General features: G+C 51.6%; 21 protein-coding genes. 2 read left to right on the top strand and 19 right to left on the bottom strand.

The window, feature by feature from the left end:
- Positions 1-8 precede the first annotated feature (8 nt).
- The 4 genes from thiK to hinT are packed head-to-tail and all read right to left on the bottom strand — an operon-like array spanning position 9 to position 2,208.
- The gene (gene thiK, locus H9644_RS08260; RefSeq protein WP_064528593.1) at positions 9-833 is read right to left on the bottom strand and encodes a thiamine kinase; all 825 of its coding nucleotides are present in this window, start codon (positions 831-833) and stop codon (positions 9-11) included.
- Positions 814-1,455 carry a penicillin-binding protein activator LpoB gene (lpoB, locus tag H9644_RS08255; protein ID WP_064528590.1) on the bottom strand — a complete coding sequence of 214 codons (642 nt, stop codon included), beginning with the start codon at positions 1,453-1,455 and terminating at the stop codon, positions 814-816. Before lpoB ends, thiK begins: the two co-directional genes overlap by 20 nt.
- A gap of 13 nt (positions 1,456-1,468) precedes the next feature.
- Entirely contained in the window at positions 1,469-1,846 is a 378-nt protein-coding gene (locus H9644_RS08250) for a YcfL family protein (protein WP_064528588.1), read from the bottom strand.
- Between the two features lie 2 nt (positions 1,847-1,848).
- On the bottom strand, positions 1,849-2,208 hold the full coding sequence (gene hinT, locus H9644_RS08245) for a purine nucleoside phosphoramidase (RefSeq protein ID WP_000807125.1): 360 nt from the start codon (positions 2,206-2,208) through the stop codon (positions 1,849-1,851).
- A 333-nt stretch (positions 2,209-2,541) separates the two neighbouring features.
- Here hinT and fhuE point away from each other — a divergent pair, with 333 nt between their 5' ends.
- Positions 2,542-4,731 carry a ferric-rhodotorulic acid/ferric-coprogen receptor FhuE gene (gene fhuE / locus H9644_RS08240; RefSeq protein ID WP_064528586.1) on the top strand — a complete coding sequence of 730 codons (2,190 nt, stop codon included), beginning with the start codon at positions 2,542-2,544 and terminating at the stop codon, positions 4,729-4,731.
- A gap of 59 nt (positions 4,732-4,790) precedes the next feature.
- Here fhuE and ptsG read toward each other — a convergent pair whose 3' ends face one another.
- From ptsG to yceD, 14 genes are all read right to left on the bottom strand, one after another.
- Complete coding sequence (ptsG, locus tag H9644_RS08235) at positions 4,791-6,224, bottom strand: PTS glucose transporter subunit IIBC (protein ID WP_064528584.1); 1,434 nt, start codon at positions 6,222-6,224, stop codon at positions 4,791-4,793.
- 294 nt (positions 6,225-6,518) lie between these two features.
- On the bottom strand, positions 6,519-7,316 hold the full coding sequence (locus tag H9644_RS08230; RefSeq protein ID WP_191774131.1) for a metal-dependent hydrolase: 798 nt from the start codon (positions 7,314-7,316) through the stop codon (positions 6,519-6,521).
- Between the two features lie 10 nt (positions 7,317-7,326).
- Complete coding sequence (gene holB / locus H9644_RS08225) at positions 7,327-8,331, bottom strand: DNA polymerase III subunit delta' (RefSeq protein WP_064528580.1); 1,005 nt, start codon at positions 8,329-8,331, stop codon at positions 7,327-7,329.
- On the bottom strand, positions 8,328-8,969 hold the full coding sequence (gene tmk, locus H9644_RS08220) for a dTMP kinase (protein WP_064528578.1): 642 nt from the start codon (positions 8,967-8,969) through the stop codon (positions 8,328-8,330). The genes holB and tmk overlap by 4 nt, the downstream gene beginning before the upstream one ends.
- Positions 8,959-9,981, bottom strand: coding sequence for a cell division protein YceG (gene yceG / locus H9644_RS08215; RefSeq protein ID WP_064528577.1), 1,023 nt, complete (start codon positions 9,979-9,981; stop codon positions 8,959-8,961). Before yceG ends, tmk begins: the two co-directional genes overlap by 11 nt.
- Positions 9,978-10,793, bottom strand: coding sequence for an aminodeoxychorismate lyase (pabC, locus tag H9644_RS08210; protein ID WP_064528575.1), 816 nt, complete (start codon positions 10,791-10,793; stop codon positions 9,978-9,980). The genes yceG and pabC overlap by 4 nt, the downstream gene beginning before the upstream one ends.
- Positions 10,794-10,912: 119 nt before the next feature.
- On the bottom strand, positions 10,913-12,154 hold the full coding sequence (gene fabF / locus H9644_RS08205; protein ID WP_064528573.1) for a beta-ketoacyl-ACP synthase II: 1,242 nt from the start codon (positions 12,152-12,154) through the stop codon (positions 10,913-10,915).
- Between the two features lie 88 nt (positions 12,155-12,242).
- Positions 12,243-12,479: an acyl carrier protein gene (acpP, locus tag H9644_RS08200; protein ID WP_000103754.1), complete on the bottom strand. Its 237-nt coding sequence runs from the start codon at positions 12,477-12,479 to the stop codon at positions 12,243-12,245.
- A 210-nt stretch (positions 12,480-12,689) separates the two neighbouring features.
- Complete coding sequence (gene fabG, locus H9644_RS08195; protein WP_064528571.1) at positions 12,690-13,424, bottom strand: 3-oxoacyl-ACP reductase FabG; 735 nt, start codon at positions 13,422-13,424, stop codon at positions 12,690-12,692.
- Positions 13,425-13,436: 12 nt separating this feature from the next.
- Positions 13,437-14,366 (bottom strand): ACP S-malonyltransferase, encoded by a 930-nt coding sequence (gene fabD, locus H9644_RS08190; RefSeq protein ID WP_064528569.1) that lies wholly within the window; start codon positions 14,364-14,366, stop codon positions 13,437-13,439.
- Positions 14,367-14,381: 15 nt separating this feature from the next.
- Complete coding sequence (fabH, locus tag H9644_RS08185) at positions 14,382-15,335, bottom strand: beta-ketoacyl-ACP synthase III (protein ID WP_064528567.1); 954 nt, start codon at positions 15,333-15,335, stop codon at positions 14,382-14,384.
- A gap of 67 nt (positions 15,336-15,402) precedes the next feature.
- Positions 15,403-16,473 (bottom strand): phosphate acyltransferase PlsX, encoded by a 1,071-nt coding sequence (gene plsX, locus H9644_RS08180; RefSeq protein WP_074399521.1) that lies wholly within the window; start codon positions 16,471-16,473, stop codon positions 15,403-15,405.
- A gap of 80 nt (positions 16,474-16,553) precedes the next feature.
- Positions 16,554-16,727, bottom strand: coding sequence for a 50S ribosomal protein L32 (gene rpmF / locus H9644_RS08175; RefSeq protein WP_000290727.1), 174 nt, complete (start codon positions 16,725-16,727; stop codon positions 16,554-16,556).
- A 51-nt stretch (positions 16,728-16,778) separates the two neighbouring features.
- Complete coding sequence (gene yceD / locus H9644_RS08170) at positions 16,779-17,300, bottom strand: 23S rRNA accumulation protein YceD (RefSeq protein ID WP_001174481.1); 522 nt, start codon at positions 17,298-17,300, stop codon at positions 16,779-16,781.
- Between the two features lie 198 nt (positions 17,301-17,498).
- On the opposite strand from yceD, the gene yceF reads away from it, so the two are divergent.
- Positions 17,499-18,083 carry a 7-methyl-GTP pyrophosphatase gene (yceF, locus tag H9644_RS08165; protein ID WP_064528833.1) on the top strand — a complete coding sequence of 195 codons (585 nt, stop codon included), beginning with the start codon at positions 17,499-17,501 and terminating at the stop codon, positions 18,081-18,083.
- Positions 18,084-18,185: 102 nt separating this feature from the next.
- On the opposite strand, the gene rluC is transcribed toward yceF, so the two are convergent.
- Positions 18,186-19,145 carry a 23S rRNA pseudouridine(955/2504/2580) synthase RluC gene (gene rluC, locus H9644_RS08160; RefSeq protein WP_064528831.1) on the bottom strand — a complete coding sequence of 320 codons (960 nt, stop codon included), beginning with the start codon at positions 19,143-19,145 and terminating at the stop codon, positions 18,186-18,188.
- Positions 19,146-19,277 lie beyond the last annotated feature (132 nt).

Here is a 19,277-nt window from a genome sequence, read left to right as displayed (position 1 = left end):
TGCTCTCCTTATTGTTTTATTGATAGCTGCCGCCAGGTGTCATCGGCCAGCCTGATAAATTGTTGATCGCCGGTTTGTTTCCAGCGGTACTCAAACCACCCTGCTTTCAGCATCAGTAGCCAGGGAAACCAGCGCCTGACCTGATGCCACAAATGCACCGGATTAATATTCGCCCGCGCGGCATAGTCATTAACCAATTGCCGATGTTGCTCACTATTTTCCACCCACACCGCCGCCAGTTCCAGAGCGATATCGCCATCACCGGCATACTCCCAGTCGATGAGCTTTAGCCCTGACGAGGTATAGACTAAGTTCCCGGCATGAACATCCATATGCAACGGACTTAATCGTAACGGCTGTGGTTCGCGCGCTTTGCGCAGACGTTTTAATAGTCGCAACCAACCTGCTGTCCGCCGTGCCGGATCGCTTCGCTGCCAGTACCGTTCCAGTAACGGCAGCAGGGTTATTCGCCAGCCAAAACGCGGTTGTTGATGCAGATAATACAGCAAGCCTGCCAGTTCGTCGGTATCCGGCAATTGCGTTTTTACCTCGCCGGGCAAATAGTCAACCACCATCCAGCCACGGAGATAAAGATGTGGCTGTGGCGCAAGACAGGCGGGTAATTGTGATAACGCCCGATACTGGCGCAGGAACACGGACTGCGGCGCATCAGGATCGTGAGTCTGACGCACAATAAAACGCTGATCCTGATGTTCAATGAGAAAACTCCCGCCGCTAAGTCCACTGTTAAACGTCGCGACGGGGTGATACTGCGGGAAATAGCGCGACAATAATTCGTCGCGCGTGATGGGATTATTGTTGCTGAACGGCACCTTTACCCGACCAGATAATTTCGCCCGTTTGCACCAGCATCAGCTGCATTTGCAGAGCCGGAGCGTTAACGTTGCCAGAGGCGCTGGAGTAAAGCACATAATGAGCCCCAACGTTGCGAGCAATACCAATGGCTTTACTACGGGTGCCTAAGCTGTCCTGCGGCGACAAACCTAACTGCTGCTTGGCCATCGAAAGCTGCTGGGCGGAAACAAGGGTAAATTTACCGTTATTGGCCAGTGCATTGCGCAGCGTTTCTGTCGCTTCCCCGGTATTCAAAGAACCATTGGTGCGGTTATTGACGCTATCAACCAGCAAGACACTGCCTGCGGTCACGCCATCGGCCCCAAGCATTTTACTGACCATCGGCTGCATTGCGCCATTCCAGTCATAATGGCGAATATGCGGCGCAGGTGGTGCGGTTTGGTCTTCGTGCTCAATTGGCCCTGGCTGCTGCGGGATCGTCGGCACCGATGGTACAGTGGGTTCTGGCTGTTGCGGCTCGGCAGGTTGCTCCGGCACAGGTTTCACCTCTTCTACCGGTGCGGGTTCACGTGGCCCCACACACCCGGCGAGAAACATCGCCAGCGCGGTAATCAAGGCGTAGCGACTCATTTTTGTCATCAAGATTCACCCCTTACAAATATAGATAAAGTCTGACTTTGTGCGCCCCAAGATAATTGGCGCTGCCGTACAGAGTTACCGCCGAACGTGCGGGAATGGTAACGCTGCGCGGCGTTTCCAGAGGATGCATCTCCAGCCCTCTGGCGTCATACCAGTAAAAACGATAATGAACGGTAACGGGTTCTTGCCTTTCGTTATAAAGCGTCGAGGATGCTGAAGGCTGAATATCAGACGTTGAAAGAACGGGCTTTTCTGCGCTAATGCCCGCTGCCAGCAAAGATGACTCCATCACCAGTGACTGTTCATCATTCACCGGAATTTCCGGATGTGAACGACAGCCTACCAGCAATAACAACACCAGAGACACCAGCCCAAAGCATCCTTTTCTCATCGTTACAGGCCTTTATGCGCCAGCATTGGCCCCAGAGGACGACCACCCAGCAGGTGCATATGAATGTGGTAGACCTCTTGCCCGCCATGGCGGTTGGTGTTCATGATCAGACGATAGCCATCTTCGGCAATGCCTTCTTGCTCGGCGATTTTTGCCGCTACTGTGATCATGCGTCCCAGCGCCTGCTCATGCTCGGCAGAGACGTCGTTCACGGTAGGAATCAGGATATTAGGAATGATTAAAATATGCGTTGGCGCTTGCGGCGAAATATCGCGAAACGCCGTTACCAGATCATCCTGGTAGACGATATCGGAGGGGATCTCACGACGAATAATTTTGCTAAAAATAGTTTCTTCTGCCACGACATTTTCCTTTTTCAAATAGTCATGCGTTGCGCCATGCTACGCCGCGCCACACTGCGAGTATAGAGTATGGTCGAGTTAAACCTGCTCTTTCAACCTTAAGCCACGATTTATTAAGCAAAAAATCGTTTTACTGCCGCATACATCGCCATTATTCCCCTTTATGCCTGCGAATGAACCGAAAACACACTTTCTCTTTGGTTTACATGTTAAATATGAATGCGTATATTTCTCATTTGCATTTCCATGTAAAATTATTAGCCCGCTAAATATAACCGCTCATCGCCCTCCTCTGGAATGAGCCTGACTACAACATAAATCAAGAGATTTCAGATGCTTTCGACACAATTTAACAGGGATAATCAGCATCCAGCCGCAGCCACGCCGTCGCTGCTCGCAGCCTGCATTGCTCTGGCTTTATTTCCTTCCGCTACATTTGCCGTGCCAACCGCCGAAGAAACAGTGATTGTTGAGGGGGCGGCCAATGCTCCAGTTGATGACGAAAATGATTACAGCGTAACGTCTACCTCTGTAGGTACTAAAATGCAGATGACCCAACGTGATATTCCACAGTCGGTCACTATTGTCAGCCAGCAGCGAATGGAAGATCAGCAACTGCAAACGCTGGGCGAAGTGATGGAAAACACTCTGGGGATAAGCAAAAGCCAGGCCGACTCCGACCGCACCCTCTATTATTCGCGTGGATTCCAGATCGATAACTATATGGTCGATGGCATTCCCACCTATTTTGAATCACGGTGGAATCTGGGCGACGCACTCACGGATATGGCGCTGTTCGAGCGTGTAGAAGTGGTGCGTGGCGCGACCGGGCTAATGACCGGCACCGGCAATCCTTCTGCGGCGATTAATATGGTCCGCAAACACGCCACCAGCCGTGAATTTAAAGGCGATGTCTCGGCGGAATACGGTAGCTGGAACAAAGAACGTTATGTGGCGGATTTACAAAGTCCGCTCACGGAAGATGGTAAAGTCCGCGCACGAATTGTTGGCGGCTATCAGAACAACGATTTATGGCTGGATCGCTACAATAGCGAAAAAACTTTCTTCTCTGGCATTGTGGATGCTGATCTGGGCGAGCTGACCACATTTTCTGCCGGTTATGAATATCAACGTATTGATGTTAACAGCCCGACCTGGGGCGGCCTGCCACGCTGGAATACCGATGGCAGCAGCAACAGTTACGATCGCGCCCGCAGTACCGCGCCTGACTGGGCGTATAACGACAAAGAGATCAACAAAGTCTTTCTGTCACTGAAGCAGCGATTTGCCGATACCTGGCAGGCGACGCTGAATGCTACCCATTCCGAAGTCGAATTTGACAGCAAAATGATGTATGTCGATGCCTACGTAAATAAAGCAGATGGAACGCTGGTGGGACCATATGGCAGCTATGGCCCTGGATTTGATTATGTTGGCGGCACTGGCTGGAACAGTGGCAAACGTAAAGTTGACGCGCTGGATCTGTTTGCCGACGGCAGTTATGAATTATTTGGTCGCCAGCACAATCTGATGCTCGGCGGTAGCTACAGTAAACAAAACAACCGCTATTTCAGCTCCTGGGCTAACGTTTTCCCCAATGAAATTGGCAGTTTCTACAACTTCAACGGTAACTTCCCGCAGACTAACTGGGCGCCGCAAAGCCTGGCGCAGGACGATACCACACATATGAAATCGTTATATGCCGCCACTCGTGTCACTCTTGCCGATCCGCTGCATCTTATCCTCGGCGCACGTTATACCAACTGGCGGGTTGATACGCTGACTTACAGCATGGAGAAAAACCACACTACGCCTTATGCGGGTCTGGTGTTTGACATCAATGACAACTGGTCGACCTATGCCAGCTATACATCTATTTTCCAGCCGCAAAATGATCGCGACAGTTCGGGCAAATATCTGGCGCCAATCACCGGTAACAACTACGAACTGGGTCTGAAATCAGACTGGATGAATAGCCGTCTGACCACCACGTTAGCCATCTTCCGTATTGAGCAGGATAATGTCGCCCAGTCCACCGGAGTGCCTATCCCCGGCAGTAACGGCGAAACCGCCTATAAAGCGGTGGATGGGACAGTAAGTAAAGGCGTGGAATTTGAACTTAACGGCGCAATTACCGACAACTGGCAGCTGACGTTTGGCGCAACGCGCTATGTGGCGGAAGATAACGAGGGGAATGCCGTTAATCCGAATCTGCCACGTACCACGGTTAAAATGTTTACCAGCTATCGGTTGCCTGTCATGCCAGAGTTGACGGTCGGCGGTGGCGTTAACTGGCAAAATCGGGTGTATACCGACACTGTGACACCGTATGGCACCTTCCGCGCCGAGCAAGGTAGCTACGCGCTGGTGGATCTGTTCACCCGCTACCAGGTGACGAAAAACTTCTCGTTGCAGGGGAACGTCAATAACCTGTTCGACAAAACCTACGATACCAATGTGGAAGGTTCTATCGTCTACGGCGCACCACGTAATTTCAGTATTACCGGCACGTATCAATTCTGATTAACACCTGTAAAAAAGGCAGCCATTCGGCTGCCTTAGTCTCCCCAACATCTTACGGATTAGTGGTTACGGATGTACTCATCCATTTCGGTTTTCAGGTTATCGGATTTAGTACCGAAAATCGCCTGAACACCAGAACCAGCGACCACTACGCCCGCTGCGCCCAGTTTCTTCAGGCCAGCCTGATCCACTTTGGACACATCCGCAACACTGACGCGCAGACGGGTAATACATGCGTCAAGGTTAGTGATGTTTTCTTTACCACCAAATGCAGCAACCAGAGCCGGTGCCATTTCGCTGGAGCCGGTAGCTTTCGCATCTTCAGTTGCGTCTTCACGGCCCGGAGTTTTCAGATCCAGAGCTTTAATCAGTACGCGGAAGATGGTGTAGTAAACAATCGCATAACCAATACCGACAATCGGGAACAGCCACAGTTTGCTGCTGTTACCAGACAGGACGATGAAGTCGATCAGACCGTGCGAGAACGATGTACCATCGCGCATCCCCAGAAGAATACAGATTGGGAATGCCAGACCTGCCAGAATCGCGTGGATGATGTACAGGATCGGCGCAACGAACATGAAGGAGAACTCGATCGGCTCGGTGATACCGGTCAGGAACGAGGTCAACGCAGCGGAGATCATGATACCGCCCACTTTAGCGCGGTTTTCTGGTTTAGCAGAGTGCCAGATAGCAATTGCGGCAGCCGGCAGACCATACATTTTGAACAGGAAGCCGCCAGACAGTTTACCCGCAGTCGGGTCACCCGCCATATAACGCGGAATATCGCCGTGGAACACCTGACCTGCTGCGTTGGTGTATTCACCAATCTGCATCTGGAAAGGTACGTTCCAGATGTGGTGCAGACCAAACGGTACCAGGCAGCGTTCGATGAAGCCGTAAATACCAAACGCAACTACCGGGTTCTGGTAAGCAGCCCACTGGGAGAAGGTCTGAATGGCGGAACCAATTGGCGGCCAAATAAAGGACAGCACAACGCCAGTAAAGATGGCAGCCAGGCCAGAAATGATCGGCACAAAGCGTTTACCGGCAAAGAAGCCAAGATACTCAGGCAGCTTAATACGGTAGAAACGGTTAAACATGTACGCTGCGATCGCACCGGAGATGATCCCCCCGAGTACGCCCGTATCCGCCAGGTGTTTAGCGGCAATTTCTTCAGCAGGTAAATGCAGTACCAGCGGCGCAACCACGGCCATGGTTTTTACCATGATGCCATAGGCAACAACTGCGGCCAGCGCGGATACGCCATCGTTATTGGTAAAGCCGAGGGCGACACCAATTGCAAAAATCAGTGGCATGTTTGCAAAGACGGAACCGCCCGCTTCTGCCATAACATGCGATACAACGGCGGGCAGCCAGCTGAAATTCGCGGAACCGACGCCCAGCAGAATACCTGCGATAGGCAGTACGGATACCGGCAGCATCAGCGATTTACCGACCTTTTGCAGGTTAGCAAATGCATTCTTAAACATAATTGAGAGTGCTCCTGAGTATGGGTGCTTTTAACGTTCTCACGCGTGACAAGGGGGGGAGAACCTTGCCGTGTACAGGGCGTCTAAGCGCCCTTTATTTATTACACAGAGTAAAATAATTCATTATCGATTTGTTTGACGGCTATCACGTTTCAACTTCGGACCTTTAGCAAAGGTGCACATATTGACAAAAGAAATGTCATAATGCTTCAAACATGGCTATTCACCGCCCAATTTGCGGCGGTGAACTTTACTCGTTTTAGTAATTAATTACGAGCCTTAAAATAAATTCATTTAACGGATGGATTGAAGGCGGGAAGCGTCGATATGAAACAGGCGGGCGAAGTTATCGGTGGTTACCTGCGCCAGCTCTTCAACGGTAACACCTTTCAACACAGCCATGTATTCAGCAACATCACGAACCATTGCAGGTTGATTCTCTTTTCCTCGATGCGGCACAGGTGCCAAATAAGGCGCGTCAGTTTCTACCAGTAATCGGTCGAGCGGCACATAACGCGCGGCATCACGTAGTTGTTCTGCATTACGGAAGGTCACAATACCGGAGAAGGAGATGTAAAATCCAAGATCCAGTAATTTGCCTGCCGTTTCTCTGTCCTCTGTAAAACAGTGTAGTACGCCACCGCAATCCGTCACCTTTTCTTCGCGCAGAATTGCCAGCGTATCGGCGCGGGCGTCACGCGTATGAACGATAACCGGCTTGTTCAGTTCACGACCAATCTGGATATGGTGGATGAAAGACTCTTGCTGACGCACTTTAGTTTCCGGCGTGTAATAATAATCCAGCCCGGTTTCCCCGAGAGCAACAACGCCCTCTTCCGCCGCCAGGCGGCGTAAATCTTCCACATCACAGGGATCGTTCTGGTTGAGCGGATGCACACCGCAAGAAAATACGACGTTGTCACGTTCGCCTACCAGATCCCGCATATGCAGATAACCCGGTAATGTCGTGGCGACCGCCAGACAAAATTTCACATCGCGCGCAGCGGCTTTCGCCAGGACGTCATCCACGTCCTTATGCAAAGATTCATAATCCAGGCCATCGAGATGGCAGTGTGAGTCGACTAAAAACATGATGTTTCTCTTAAAGATGAGGCACCGGTAGCACAACGCCCGGTTGCAGATAATGCTCAATACGCAGTAAAAGATCGGTGATGAGAAGCTCTCGGTTTACGCCAGTGACAGAAATTAACTGCTCACGGGTGCGACATACATCCCCCAGTATAGCCTGCAGGCGCGAGGGAGAAAGCTGGTTTGCCAGCGCAGCAACAACGCCCGGCACATCGACATTGGTAACCTGCGAAGCGCCATACTTACGCTTGAGCGCGTCCATCAACAGAGTTGCCAGCCAGTGCAAACGCGCCGGAGCTTGTTCGTGATTAAGTGTCGGCAACAGGGAATACCAGTCACCAGATTGCACACAGTGACCCAATGCCTGGCAAAGTGTTTCACGGACCTGCCAGGTATCTCCCTGAAACAACGCCAACGCCGCGCCAGGCGAACCGGCGCTTAAGCGCAGTGCGGCAAGTAACGCGTCCTGTGACATTGTCACTTCACGTGAAAGCCAGGTCACGGCGTACTGTTCTGGCGGTGGTGCCAGGTAATGTAGCCGACAGCGACTACGTAATGTCGCCAGTAAACGTTCAGGCTCTCGGGTAGCAAGGAAAAACCAGGTTTCTGCCGGCGGCTCTTCCAGTGTTTTTAGCAAAGCGTTCGCCGCTGCGTCGGTCAGCAAGGCGGCATCGGTTATCCAGACAACTTTAGCGCCGCCTAAACGCGCGTGCTCATTCAGTTTTTCAGTGACTTCACGCACCGCATCAATGCCCAGCGCGTTTTTCCCTTTTTCGGGAGCAAGGGTGTAATAGTCGGGATGCGTTCCCGCCTGCATCAACTGACATCCACGACAATGGCCGCAGCTTTTATGACCCTCTGGTTGTTGGCACAGGAGATAACGGCTTAAAGCGTAGATTAAGGCATCATCGCCCATGCCAGGTAACGCCTGAATGAGTAGCGCATGGTGACCCCTTCCGGCCTGATAGCTGGCTACCAGTTTCTCGAAATCGGGTCTTAACCACGGATACCATCTCATGCGTTATGTTCCTTAACCCAGTGAATCACGGTGGTGCGAATTGCCTCCATGACGGCTTCCAGTGGCTGGGTGGCATCAATGGTGTAAATGCTTTTATCCTGTGCCGCCAGTTCCAGATAGCGGGCGCGAGTACGATTAAAGAAATCGAATGACTCTTGCTCAATGCGATCCAGTTCGCCACGCGCACGGGCGCGTTTTAGCCCCACTTCTGGTGTCACATCAAGATAAAGCGTCAAGTCAGGACGAAAATCTCCCAGAACAGCATCACGCAGCGTTGCCAGCATATGCTGGTCAATTCCACGACCGCCGCCCTGATACGCCTGAGTGGAGAGATCGTGCCGATCGCCAATCACCCAAGTACCTTTCGCCAGCGCCGGTTTGATGACAGTTTCCACCAACTGAACGCGCGCGGCATAAAACATCAGTACTTCGGCTTTATCGGTAATGACTTCATCGCCTACCGATTTGATATCCAGCACCAGGCTTCTTAGTTTTTCCGCCAGTTGCGTACCGCCGGGTTCTCGAGTGAAAACCATGTCGCGGATCCCCAGTTGCTCAAGCGTCTCAACCACCACGTTTCGCGCGGTGGTTTTGCCTGCGCCTTCCAGCCCTTCAATGACGATATACTTACTGCGCATTTTTTTCCTTAAGCACTTTCAGGTAATCCTGCACAGACTTGTTATGACTGGCAAGATTGGTATTAAACGTGTGACCGCCTTTACCATCGGCCACAAAATAGAGGTACGGCGTTTTCGCCGGATGCGCAGCAGCCTTCAGCGAATCCGCCCCCGGCGTAGCAATCGCGCCTGGCGGCAGACCAGTAATGGTGTAGGTGTTATATGCTGTCGGCGTTTCCAGGTCTGCACGAGAAAGTTTGCCATTATAACGCTCTCCCATCCCGTAAATCACCGTCGGGTCGGTTTGTAGGCGCATGCCGATACGTAAACGGTTGATAAATACTGAGGCAACCTGATCGCGCTCGCTGGCAACGGCGGTTTCTTTTTCGATTATCGACGCCATCGTTACCAACTGGTTTTTATCTTTGTACGGCAGACCATCCGCGCGCCCATCCCAGGCGCTATCGACCGCTTTCACCATTTTCTTGTGCGCACGTTTAAGTAGCGCGACATCTGTGGTATTGGCGGTATACATCCAGGTGTCTGGCCAAAACCAGCCTTCAATCCACTCCGGATTTTCAAGTTCCAGGGCCTGCGCCACGGTAGCGTATTTATCGTCGCTTAACGTGTGCGTGATATAGGGTGCCTCACGCAATTGTTTGAGGTAGTCACTCAAACGCATTCCTTCTACCAGACGTAGCGGAAACTGCGCTTCTTTCCCGCTTTTCAGCAGTTGCAGCATTTCGCGCACGGTCATCTGCGGCGTAAAGCGATAAGTCCCGGCTTTGAAATGGGAAAGGTCCGGCTCAATACGCAGCAACCACTGAAAAACGCGGGGGCGATTGATGATTTTATCGGCATACAATTGTTCACCGAGAGCCATTCTTCCGGTGCCAGGTTTCAGGGTGAATATCGTCTCTTCTTTAATAAGTAATTTGCTGTCGGCAAGATGGCGAACCTTCCAGACGCCCACACCAGCGGCGATACCCAGTACCATCAGCAATAACAGGATAATCAATAACACTTTTTTCATGACAAATTCGGGTGCTCACAAAGTGGGGCTAAATATTCATATAGCGTTGTTGACGAAAAGAAGACATCATCACAGGCACGCACAGGCATAACTGGCATCAGCGCATTACAAACCATCACTTCATCTGCCTGCATCACGTCTTCCAACGAGGCTTGCACTTCGGCAATCTGATAGGAGGATTGTGCCAGTAAACGGATACAGAATTGTCGCATAATACCGTTAACTCCAGCCTGATCCAGACGCGGCGTGTAGACCACGTTGCCTTTACGCCAGAACAAATTAGCTGCACAGCATTCCGTAACCCACCCTTCACTGTCAAGAACCAGCGCCTCGTCGGCGTTTGTCTGCTCAAGATGAGAGCGAATCAACACTTGCTCAAGACGATTAAGATGCTTAATTCCCGCAAGATGAGGATTGCGTCCCAGGCGTACCGGGCTTAGTGCCAGCAGCATTCCCTCCTGGCGTAAGCGGTCATAATGCGTTGGGTAAGCCGTAACTGAGAGCATGCGCGTTGCCGGTCCGCTGTTTAACGTACTGTACCCTCGCCCACCACTGCCACGACTGATCACCACTTTCAGCACTCCATTCTGCTGCTCTGCCGCCAGAGTCGCCATCTCGTGCTCAAGCTGCGCCCAGAAGTCACAAACGATCATTAACCGCTGACAGGCTTCCTGTAGTCGCGTAATGTGCGCGGATAATAAGCTGACTTTACCGTCGATAATTCTGGCTGTTGTGAAACAGCCATCGCCAAATTGTATGGCCCGATCGCTTGCTGCCAGCGAATCCTGTTTATGACCGTTAATTAAGAACATACCGGCTCCTTATAATCGGATTGTAAGTGTGGCAGCATGTTCACTGCGGAACAAGTCTGAATAAAATCTAAGAAAAAAGGCCCGCAAGCGGACCTTTTATGTAGGTGGAAAATGGCGACTTAGATCTTTTTGAAGATCAAAGAACCATTGGTGCCACCAAAGCCGAAGGAGTTACACAGGGTGTATTCCAATCCGCTTACCTGACGCGCTTCATGCGGCACAAAATCCAGATCGCAACCTTCATCCGGGTTATCCAGGTTGATGGTCGGCGGAACAGCCTGATCGCGCAGCGCCAGGATGGAGTAGATAGACTCTACTGCACCTGCTGCACCTAACAGGTGACCGGTCATGGATTTCGTGGAGCTTACCAGCACACGGCTTGCAGCTTCACCGAAGATAGTTTTCACGGCCTGCGCTTCAGCTTTATCGCCTGCTGGCGTGGAAGTACCGTGCGCGTTAACGTAGCCAATCTGGCCAGGCTCAATTCCTGCGTCACGCAGAGCATTTGCCATCGCCAGAGCTGCGCCCGCGCCGTTTTCCGGCGGCGACGTCATATGGTAGGCATCGCTGCTCATACCAAAGCCGACGACTTCAGCGTAAATTTTCGCTCCGCGTTTTTTCGCGTGTTCGTACTCTTCGAGCACCAGCATACCGGCGCCATCGCCCAGTACGAAACCATCACGCTCTTTATCCCACGGGCGGCTAGCCGCTTGCGGGTTATCATTGCGGGTAGATAATGCACGTGCCGCGCCGAAACCACCTACGCCCAGCGGCGTACTGGCTTTCTCTGCGCCACCTGCAACCATCACGTCAGCATCGCCATACGCGATAATACGCGCAGCATGGCCAATGTTGTGCACGCCAGAAGTACAGGCGGTCGCGATAGAAATGCTTGGGCCACGCAGGCCATACATGATTGTCAGATGACCTGCCACCATGTTCACAATCGTTGACGGAACGAAGAATGGGCTGATCTTACGTGGACCACCGTTCATCAGAGATGTGTGGTTTTCTTCGATCAATCCGAGTCCGCCAATCCCGGAGCCAATAGCGGCACCAACACGGGTTGCGTTCTCTTCCGTTATTTCAAGGCCAGAATCCTGCATGGCCTGAACGCCAGCGACAATTCCATATTGAATGAAGGCATCCATCTTGCGCTGTTCTTTGCGCGAGATGATGTCATCACAGTTAAAATCCTTTACTAAGCCAGCAAATTTCGTTGCATAGGCGCTAGTATCGAAATGGTCGATTAGGCTGATGCCACTCTGACCGGCAAGCAGAGCTTTCCAGGTAGACTCTACGGTATTGCCGACAGGAGACAACATGCCCAGTCCGGTCACAACTACACGACGCTTAGACACGTTTGTCCTCCAGGGAGGGAAAAAATGATTCTAGTGGGACAAAAAAGAAAAAACTCAGGCGGTCGAACGACCGCCTGGAGATGTTCACTTACGCCTGGTGGCCGTTGATGTAATCAATGGCAGCCTGAACGGTGGTGATTTTCTCAGCTTCTTCGTCCGGAATCTCAGTATCAAACTCTTCTTCCAGAGCCATTACCAGCTCAACGGTGTCAAGAGAATCCGCGCCCAGGTCTTCAACGAAAGAAGCATTGTTGGTAACTTCTTCCTGCTTAACGCCCAGCTGTTCGCCGATAATTTTCTTAACGCGTTCTTCGATAGTGCTCATACTCTTAAATTTCCTATCAAAACTCGCTTTCGCGATGGTTTTCGTAGTGTATAAAATGTTGAAAAATTTGCAACTAAATCCCGGCAGGTCTTACCACGATTTTGCGTTATTTTGAGGCCATACCCCCCAACAACGCAAATCATTTTGCACTTATTATTACTCATAACCACGCAGACTGCGCGCAACATGAGCATTTTGTGCAAATCGCGGTCAGACCATGTACATCCCGCCGTTCACATGCAAAGTTTCACCCGTGATGTAAGCCGCTTCGTCGGATGCCAGGAATGCAACCGCGTTGGCGATTTCCTGTGCGCCGCCGAGGCGACCCGCAGGAACCTGCGCCAGGATACCCGCACGCTGGTCATCGCTCAGCGCACGTGTCATGTCCGTTTCAATAAAGCCCGGAGCAACAACGTTTACAGTAATACCGCGTGACGCAACTTCGCGCGCCAGTGATTTACTGAAGCCGATCAAGCCCGCTTTCGCCGCAGCGTAGTTGGCCTGACCGCCATTTCCCATGGTACCAACCACAGAACCGATAGTGATAATACGACCATGACGCTTTTTCATCATAGCGCGCATTACCGCTTTTGACAGACGGAAAACAGATGAAAGGTTGGTTTCGATAATATCGTTCCACTCATCATCTTTCATTCGCATTAACAGGTTATCACGAGTGATACCGGCATTATTGACCAAGATATCCACTTCACCAAATTCTGCGCGAATTTTTTCCAGAACAGATTCGATAGATGCCGGGTCGGTCACATTCAACATCAGACCTTTACCGTTGGCGCCTAAATAATCACTGATCGCCTGAGCGCCGCCTTCACTGGTCGCAGTACCGATAACTTTCGCGCCACGAGCCGCGAGCGTTTCAGCGATTGCACGGCCAATCCCGCGGCTAGCACCGGTTACCAGTGCGATTTTTCCTTCAAAATTCATGTTGTTCCTCTTTTAAAGCTCGAGCGCCGCTGCCATCGCTGAAGGTTCGTTCAGCGCCGAGGCGGTCAGGGTGTCGACAATACGTTTAGTCAGGCCAGTAAGCACTTTGCCCGGCCCCACTTCATAAAGATGCTCAACGCCTTGCGCTGCCATGTATTCAACGGATTTCGTCCATTGGACAGGGTTATACAGTTGACGTACCAGCGCATCACGAATGGCATCGCCATTGGTTTCGCATTTGACATCAACGTTATTCACTACCGGAACGGTCGGCGCGTTAAAGGTGATTTTCGCTAATTCAACCGCCAGTTTGTCGGCAGCGGGTTTCATCAGCGCACAATGAGAAGGTACGCTCACCGGCAACGGCAGAGCACGTTTTGCGCCCGCAGCTTTGCAGGCTGCGCCAGCACGTTCAACCGCTTCTTTATGACCGGCAATAACCACCTGGCCCGGAGAGTTGAAGTTTACCGGAGAAACGACCTGACCCTCTGCTGCTTCTTCACACGCTTTCGCAATAGACGCATCATCCAGACCGATGATTGCCGCCATTGCGCCAGTCCCTTCCGGTACAGCTTCCTGCATAAACTTGCCGCGCATCTCAACCAGACGCACTGCATCAGCAAAATCAATCACACCAGCGCAAACCAGCGCGGAGTATTCACCCAGACTGTGACCGGCCATCATTGCCGGTGCTTTACCGCCCTGCTGCTGCCATACGCGGTACAGTGCAACAGAGGCAGTTAACAGTGCTGGCTGAGTTTGCCAGGTTTTATTCAGTTCTTCGGCTGGCCCTTGCTGGGTCAGCGCCCACAGGTCATAGCCCAGCGCCGCAGAAGCTTCAGCAAAGGTTTCTTCGACAACTGGATAGTTCGCCGCCATATCAGCCAGCATTCCAACGGTTTGAGAACCCTGACCAGGGAACACAAATGCAAATTGCGTCATGTTTAAATCCTTATCCTAGAAACGAACCAGCGCGGAGCCCCAGGTAAATCCACCGCCAAAGGCTTCAAGCAGAACCAACTGACCCGGCTTAATACGCCCGTCGCGTACGGCTTCATCCAGCGCGCACGGTACAGAAGCGGCAGAGGTATTACCGTGGCGGTCCAGCGTCACGACGACATTGTCCATTGACATGCCGAGTTTTTTCGCCGTTGCGCTGATAATACGCAAGTTCGCCTGATGCGGAACCAACCAGTCCAGTTGGGAACGGTCAAGATTATTTGCTTCCAGCGTCTCATCAACGATGTGCGCCAGCTCCGTTACCGCGACCTTGAAGACTTCGTTGCCCGCCATGGTCAGATGAATTGAATTCTCTGGATTCACACGATCGGCGTTTGGTAGCGTCAGCAATTCACCATAACTACCGTCGGCATGCAGATGGGTAGAGATGATTCCAGGCTCTTCAGAGGCAGCCAACACTGCAGCGCCCGCGCCATCGCCAAAAATGATAATGGTCCCGCGATCGGTGGGATCGCAGGTGCGCGCCAGTACATCGGAACCGACGACCAGAGCATACTTCACCGCGCCAGATTTCACGTATTGATCGGCTACGCTCAATGCATAGGTGAAACCTGCACAGGCTGCGGCAACGTCAAACGCCGGGCAGCCTTTGATGCCCAGCATGCTTTGGATCTGACATGCTGCGCTCGGGAAGGCGTGGGTGGCAGAAGTCGTTGCCACAACAATCAGGCCAATCTGGTCTTTATCGATGCCAGCCATTTCAATTGCACGCGTTGCCGCTTCAAAGCCCATGGTTGCAACGGTTTCATTTGGCGCAGCAATATGGCGTTCGCGGATACCGGTACGAGTAACAATCCACTCGTCAGAAGTATCCACCATTTTTTCCAGATCGGCGTTTGTCCGCACTTGTTCGGGCAGATAGCTGCCAGTACCAATAATCTTCGTATACATGTACGCTCAGTCACTTTTCGGTTATATACCGTCACTTGCAAACTGCGAGTTCGCTGGCAGCGTCCTGCTACCGCAGAGTTCCGCTTTTGCCATCGTCCAGCAGCTCAAAACCAGCTGGGTATACAGATTTCAGGCGAGCGGCAATTCGCTGAGGAACTTGTCGCTGCACCGCCTGCACTGCCTGTTCAATCGCGACTGCAAAAGCTCGCTGATTGGCCGCACCATGACTTTTTATCACCGTGCCGCGCAATCCTAACAGACAGGCGCCGTTATACTGGTCGGGGTTGAGGTGACTGAATCGCCTCGTCAGGCTCTTTTGTAGCCAACGCTTTAATAACAGTAGCCACCACGACCGTTTTTTTCCTTCACCCTGAGATTTCAGCAGAGAAAGGAACATTCTGACAACACCTTCCATCGTCTTTAATGTGACATTTCCTGTAAAGCCGTCACAGACCAGCACATCTGTCTTGCCAGTTAATAACTCATTGGCTTCAAGATAGCCGATATAATTGATAGAAGGGATTGTTTTCAGCACAGCTGAGGCATCCTGAATGCTGTCAAGACCCTTCACTTCTTCTTCACCAATATTGAGCAACGCCACGCGAGGGTTGGGAATTTCCACCACCTCTTCAGCCAAAACGGATCCCATAATGGCGAATTGCACCAACATTGTGCTATCACAATCGACGTTGGCCCCTAAATCGAGAACCACCGTTTTGCCCTTTTGCTGATGCGGCAACACCGTCACCAACGCCGGACGCTCAATCCCCTCAAGGGGCTTGAGTAATAATTTTGCCAGCCCCATCAACGCTCCGGTATTACCGGCGCTGACGCAGGCTTGTGCTCTACCTTCTTTAACCAGCTCCAGCGCCACGCGCATTGAGCTACCACGACTGGCGCGAATAGCTTGCGAAGGCCGGGCATCACTGGCGATAACTGACTGAGCAGGGATAATCTGCAGACGCGAACGTTGTTCAAAGTCAGCTTTAGCAAGTAATGGCGTGATGGCGTCGGGATTGCCGACTAAAAGAAGAGTGAGTTGCGAATTAGAATTCAGTGCCTGCAAAGCTGCAGGCACTGTCACGGAAGGACCGAAATCCCCTCCCATGACATCTAACGCCAGGGTTAGACGTGTCAAGGTATCGTCGCCGCCCGGTTTGGTCTTTCCCCAGTTACCTGGGGAAAATCCTCACTAAGCTTCATCACGCAGACGCGTGATTACTTAGCGATGACCTTGCGGCCGCGGTAGTAACCGTCGGCAGTGATGTGGTGACGCAGGTGTTTTTCACCAGAAGTTTTGTCTACAGACAGGCTGGTGACTGCGGTCAGCGCGTCATGGGAACGACGCATGCCACGTTTGGAACGGGTTGGTTTATTCTGTTGTACGGCCATGGACCTTACTCCTCAATTACGGTTTATCCCCGATCCAACGGGGAGCACCAATTACTTACGCTTTAAGCTGGCTAATACGGCAAATGGGTTTGGCTTTTGCGCTTCTTCAGGCAGTTCACCAAAGACCATGTCCGCTTCGGACACTTCACAGTGTTCAGAATCATGCACCGGAACTACCGGCAAGGCGAGGATGATTTCATCTTCAACCATTGCAAGCAGATCGATTTCACCGAATTCGTTAACCTCAATCGGTTCATACGCTTCCGGCAGTGCTTCAGCCTGTTCGTCTGAACGCACAGGACTAAAACAATACGTTGTGTAGACCTGATGAGTAAACGGCTTCCCGCAACGCTGACACTCGAGCGTTACCGTCACCTTCGCATCGCCGTTTAACACCGCGAGACGTTGGTTATCGATAGCGAACGACATGGAGCATTCCACATCACTGTCCACACTGACCACAGATTCGGCGACGCGCTCAACCTGATCAGGAGTATAAATACCCTGGTAATCAAGGCGTTTTTGAGCCGTACGAACCGGATCGAGAGTCAGGGGTAATTTTACCTTTTGCATAGGGCGCGCATATTAACTTCGTAACGTCATAGAGTCAAAGAAAAAGGCAGCCTGTGGTTGCCTTTTGCCAATAATTCGCACACATTGCGGGTTACTGCTTTATTTTCGTTCAGTGCTGATAACGAACATCAACCTGCAAAACGAAGCGCATAGTTTAAAATGGCTATCATCAATACGCTATATCTGATGGAAAAAAATATGCCTAAACTTATTTTAGCCTCCACATCGCCCTGGCGCCGCGTCCTACTGGAAAAACTGCAAATCTCTTTCGAATGTGCCGCACCGGAAGTCGACGAAACCCCACGCAGCGACGAATCACCACGTCAGTTGGTGCTTCGACTGGCGCAGGAAAAAGCACAATCCCTGGCGTCACGTTATCCGGATCATTTAATTATTGGTTCTGATCAGGTGTGTGTCCTGGACGGTGAAATTACTGGCAAACCGTTAACGGAAGAAAATGCCCGTCTGCAATTACGTAAAGCCAGTGGCAATATTGTCACCTTCTATACCGGGCTGGCGCTGTTTAATTCGGCGAATGGGCATCTGCAAACAGAAGTTGAACCTTTTGACGTCCATTTCCGTCACCTGAGCGAGGCGGAGATTGATAATTACGTACGTAAAGAGCATCCCCTGCACTGCGCAGGCAGCTTTAAGAGTGAAGGATTTGGTATTACGCTATTTGAGCGCTTAGAGGGGCGTGACCCTAACACGCTGGTTGGTTTGCCGCTTATCGCGCTCTGTCAGATGTTGCGTCGGGAAGGGCAAAACCCGCTGATGGGGTAACTTCGTGGGCCGGATATGGCATTTATGCCGCATCCGGCAATCGGTTATGGCTGCCTGATGCGACGTAAACGCCTTATCAGGCCTACGGCTTATATGCTCGCATTAACGCGCATTACGCAGCTTCTGCAAACAACGCTTCAAACCATCATCCATTGGCGCTTCGATACGCATCACTTCACCCGTCCCCGGATGGGTAAACTTCAACGCTGCCGCATGCAGGAACAAGCGATTTAACCCCGTTCCCGCTTCAGTCAATTGTTTATCGAATTCGCGGTCGCCGTAACGATCGTCAAACGCAATCGGATGACCAGCATACTGAGTATGCACACGGATCTGATGAGTACGTCCGGTAACCGGGCTACAACGCACCAGAGTGGCAAACGCATAGCGTTCCTCCACTTTAAAACGCGTTTCGGATGGTTTACCTTCCTGACTCACACGCACAATACGCTCACCGCTTTGCAAAATATTCTTCAGCAACGGCGCTTGTACACTCTTCACGTGTGACTGCCACTGACCGCGCACCAGCGCCAGGTAATCTTTCTGCATACCTTTTTCACGTAACTGCTCATGCAGTGAACGTAACGCCGAGCGTTTTTTCGCCACCAGCAGCACGCCTGAAGTGTCCCGGTCGAGCCGATGCACCAGTTCGAGGAACCGCGCTTCAGGGCGCAACGCCCGCAAACCTTCAATAACGCCGAAACTTAAACCACTGCCGCCATGTACCGCCGTACCGGACGGTTTATTCAGCACCAGGATATGATCATCTTCATATAAGATGACATCCGCCAGCGCCGCCACTTTTTGCAAATGTGGCGACACCGCATCTTCTTCCCGTTCGGCAACGCGAACTGGCGGAATACGCACTTCATCGCCAGCTTCGAGTTTATATTCAGGTTTAATACGTTTTTTGTTCACCCGTACTTCACCTTTACGCAAAATACGGTAGATCATACTTTTTGGTACACCTTTCAGTTGAGTACGCAAAAAGTTATCGATACGTTGCCCTGCTTCATCAGCAGTGATAGCAACGATTTTTACGGATGGAGTCTCTGTTTTCATGGTGGGCGATTCTAAATAGCCAGCAAGATTCGCGCCACTCATTTTTCTATGCTTATATTTAGTTTTGCACCTTATTACTTCGCAGGGTGATCACCTAATTGGTGGTTATTAAACCAATCGCCAGCAAGAAGT

Origin of the sequence: Escherichia whittamii, assembly GCF_014836715.1 — a bacterium.
Lineage (GTDB): Bacteria > Pseudomonadota > Gammaproteobacteria > Enterobacterales > Enterobacteriaceae > Escherichia > Escherichia whittamii.
This window is presented reverse-complemented; position numbering and strand designations above follow the sequence as displayed.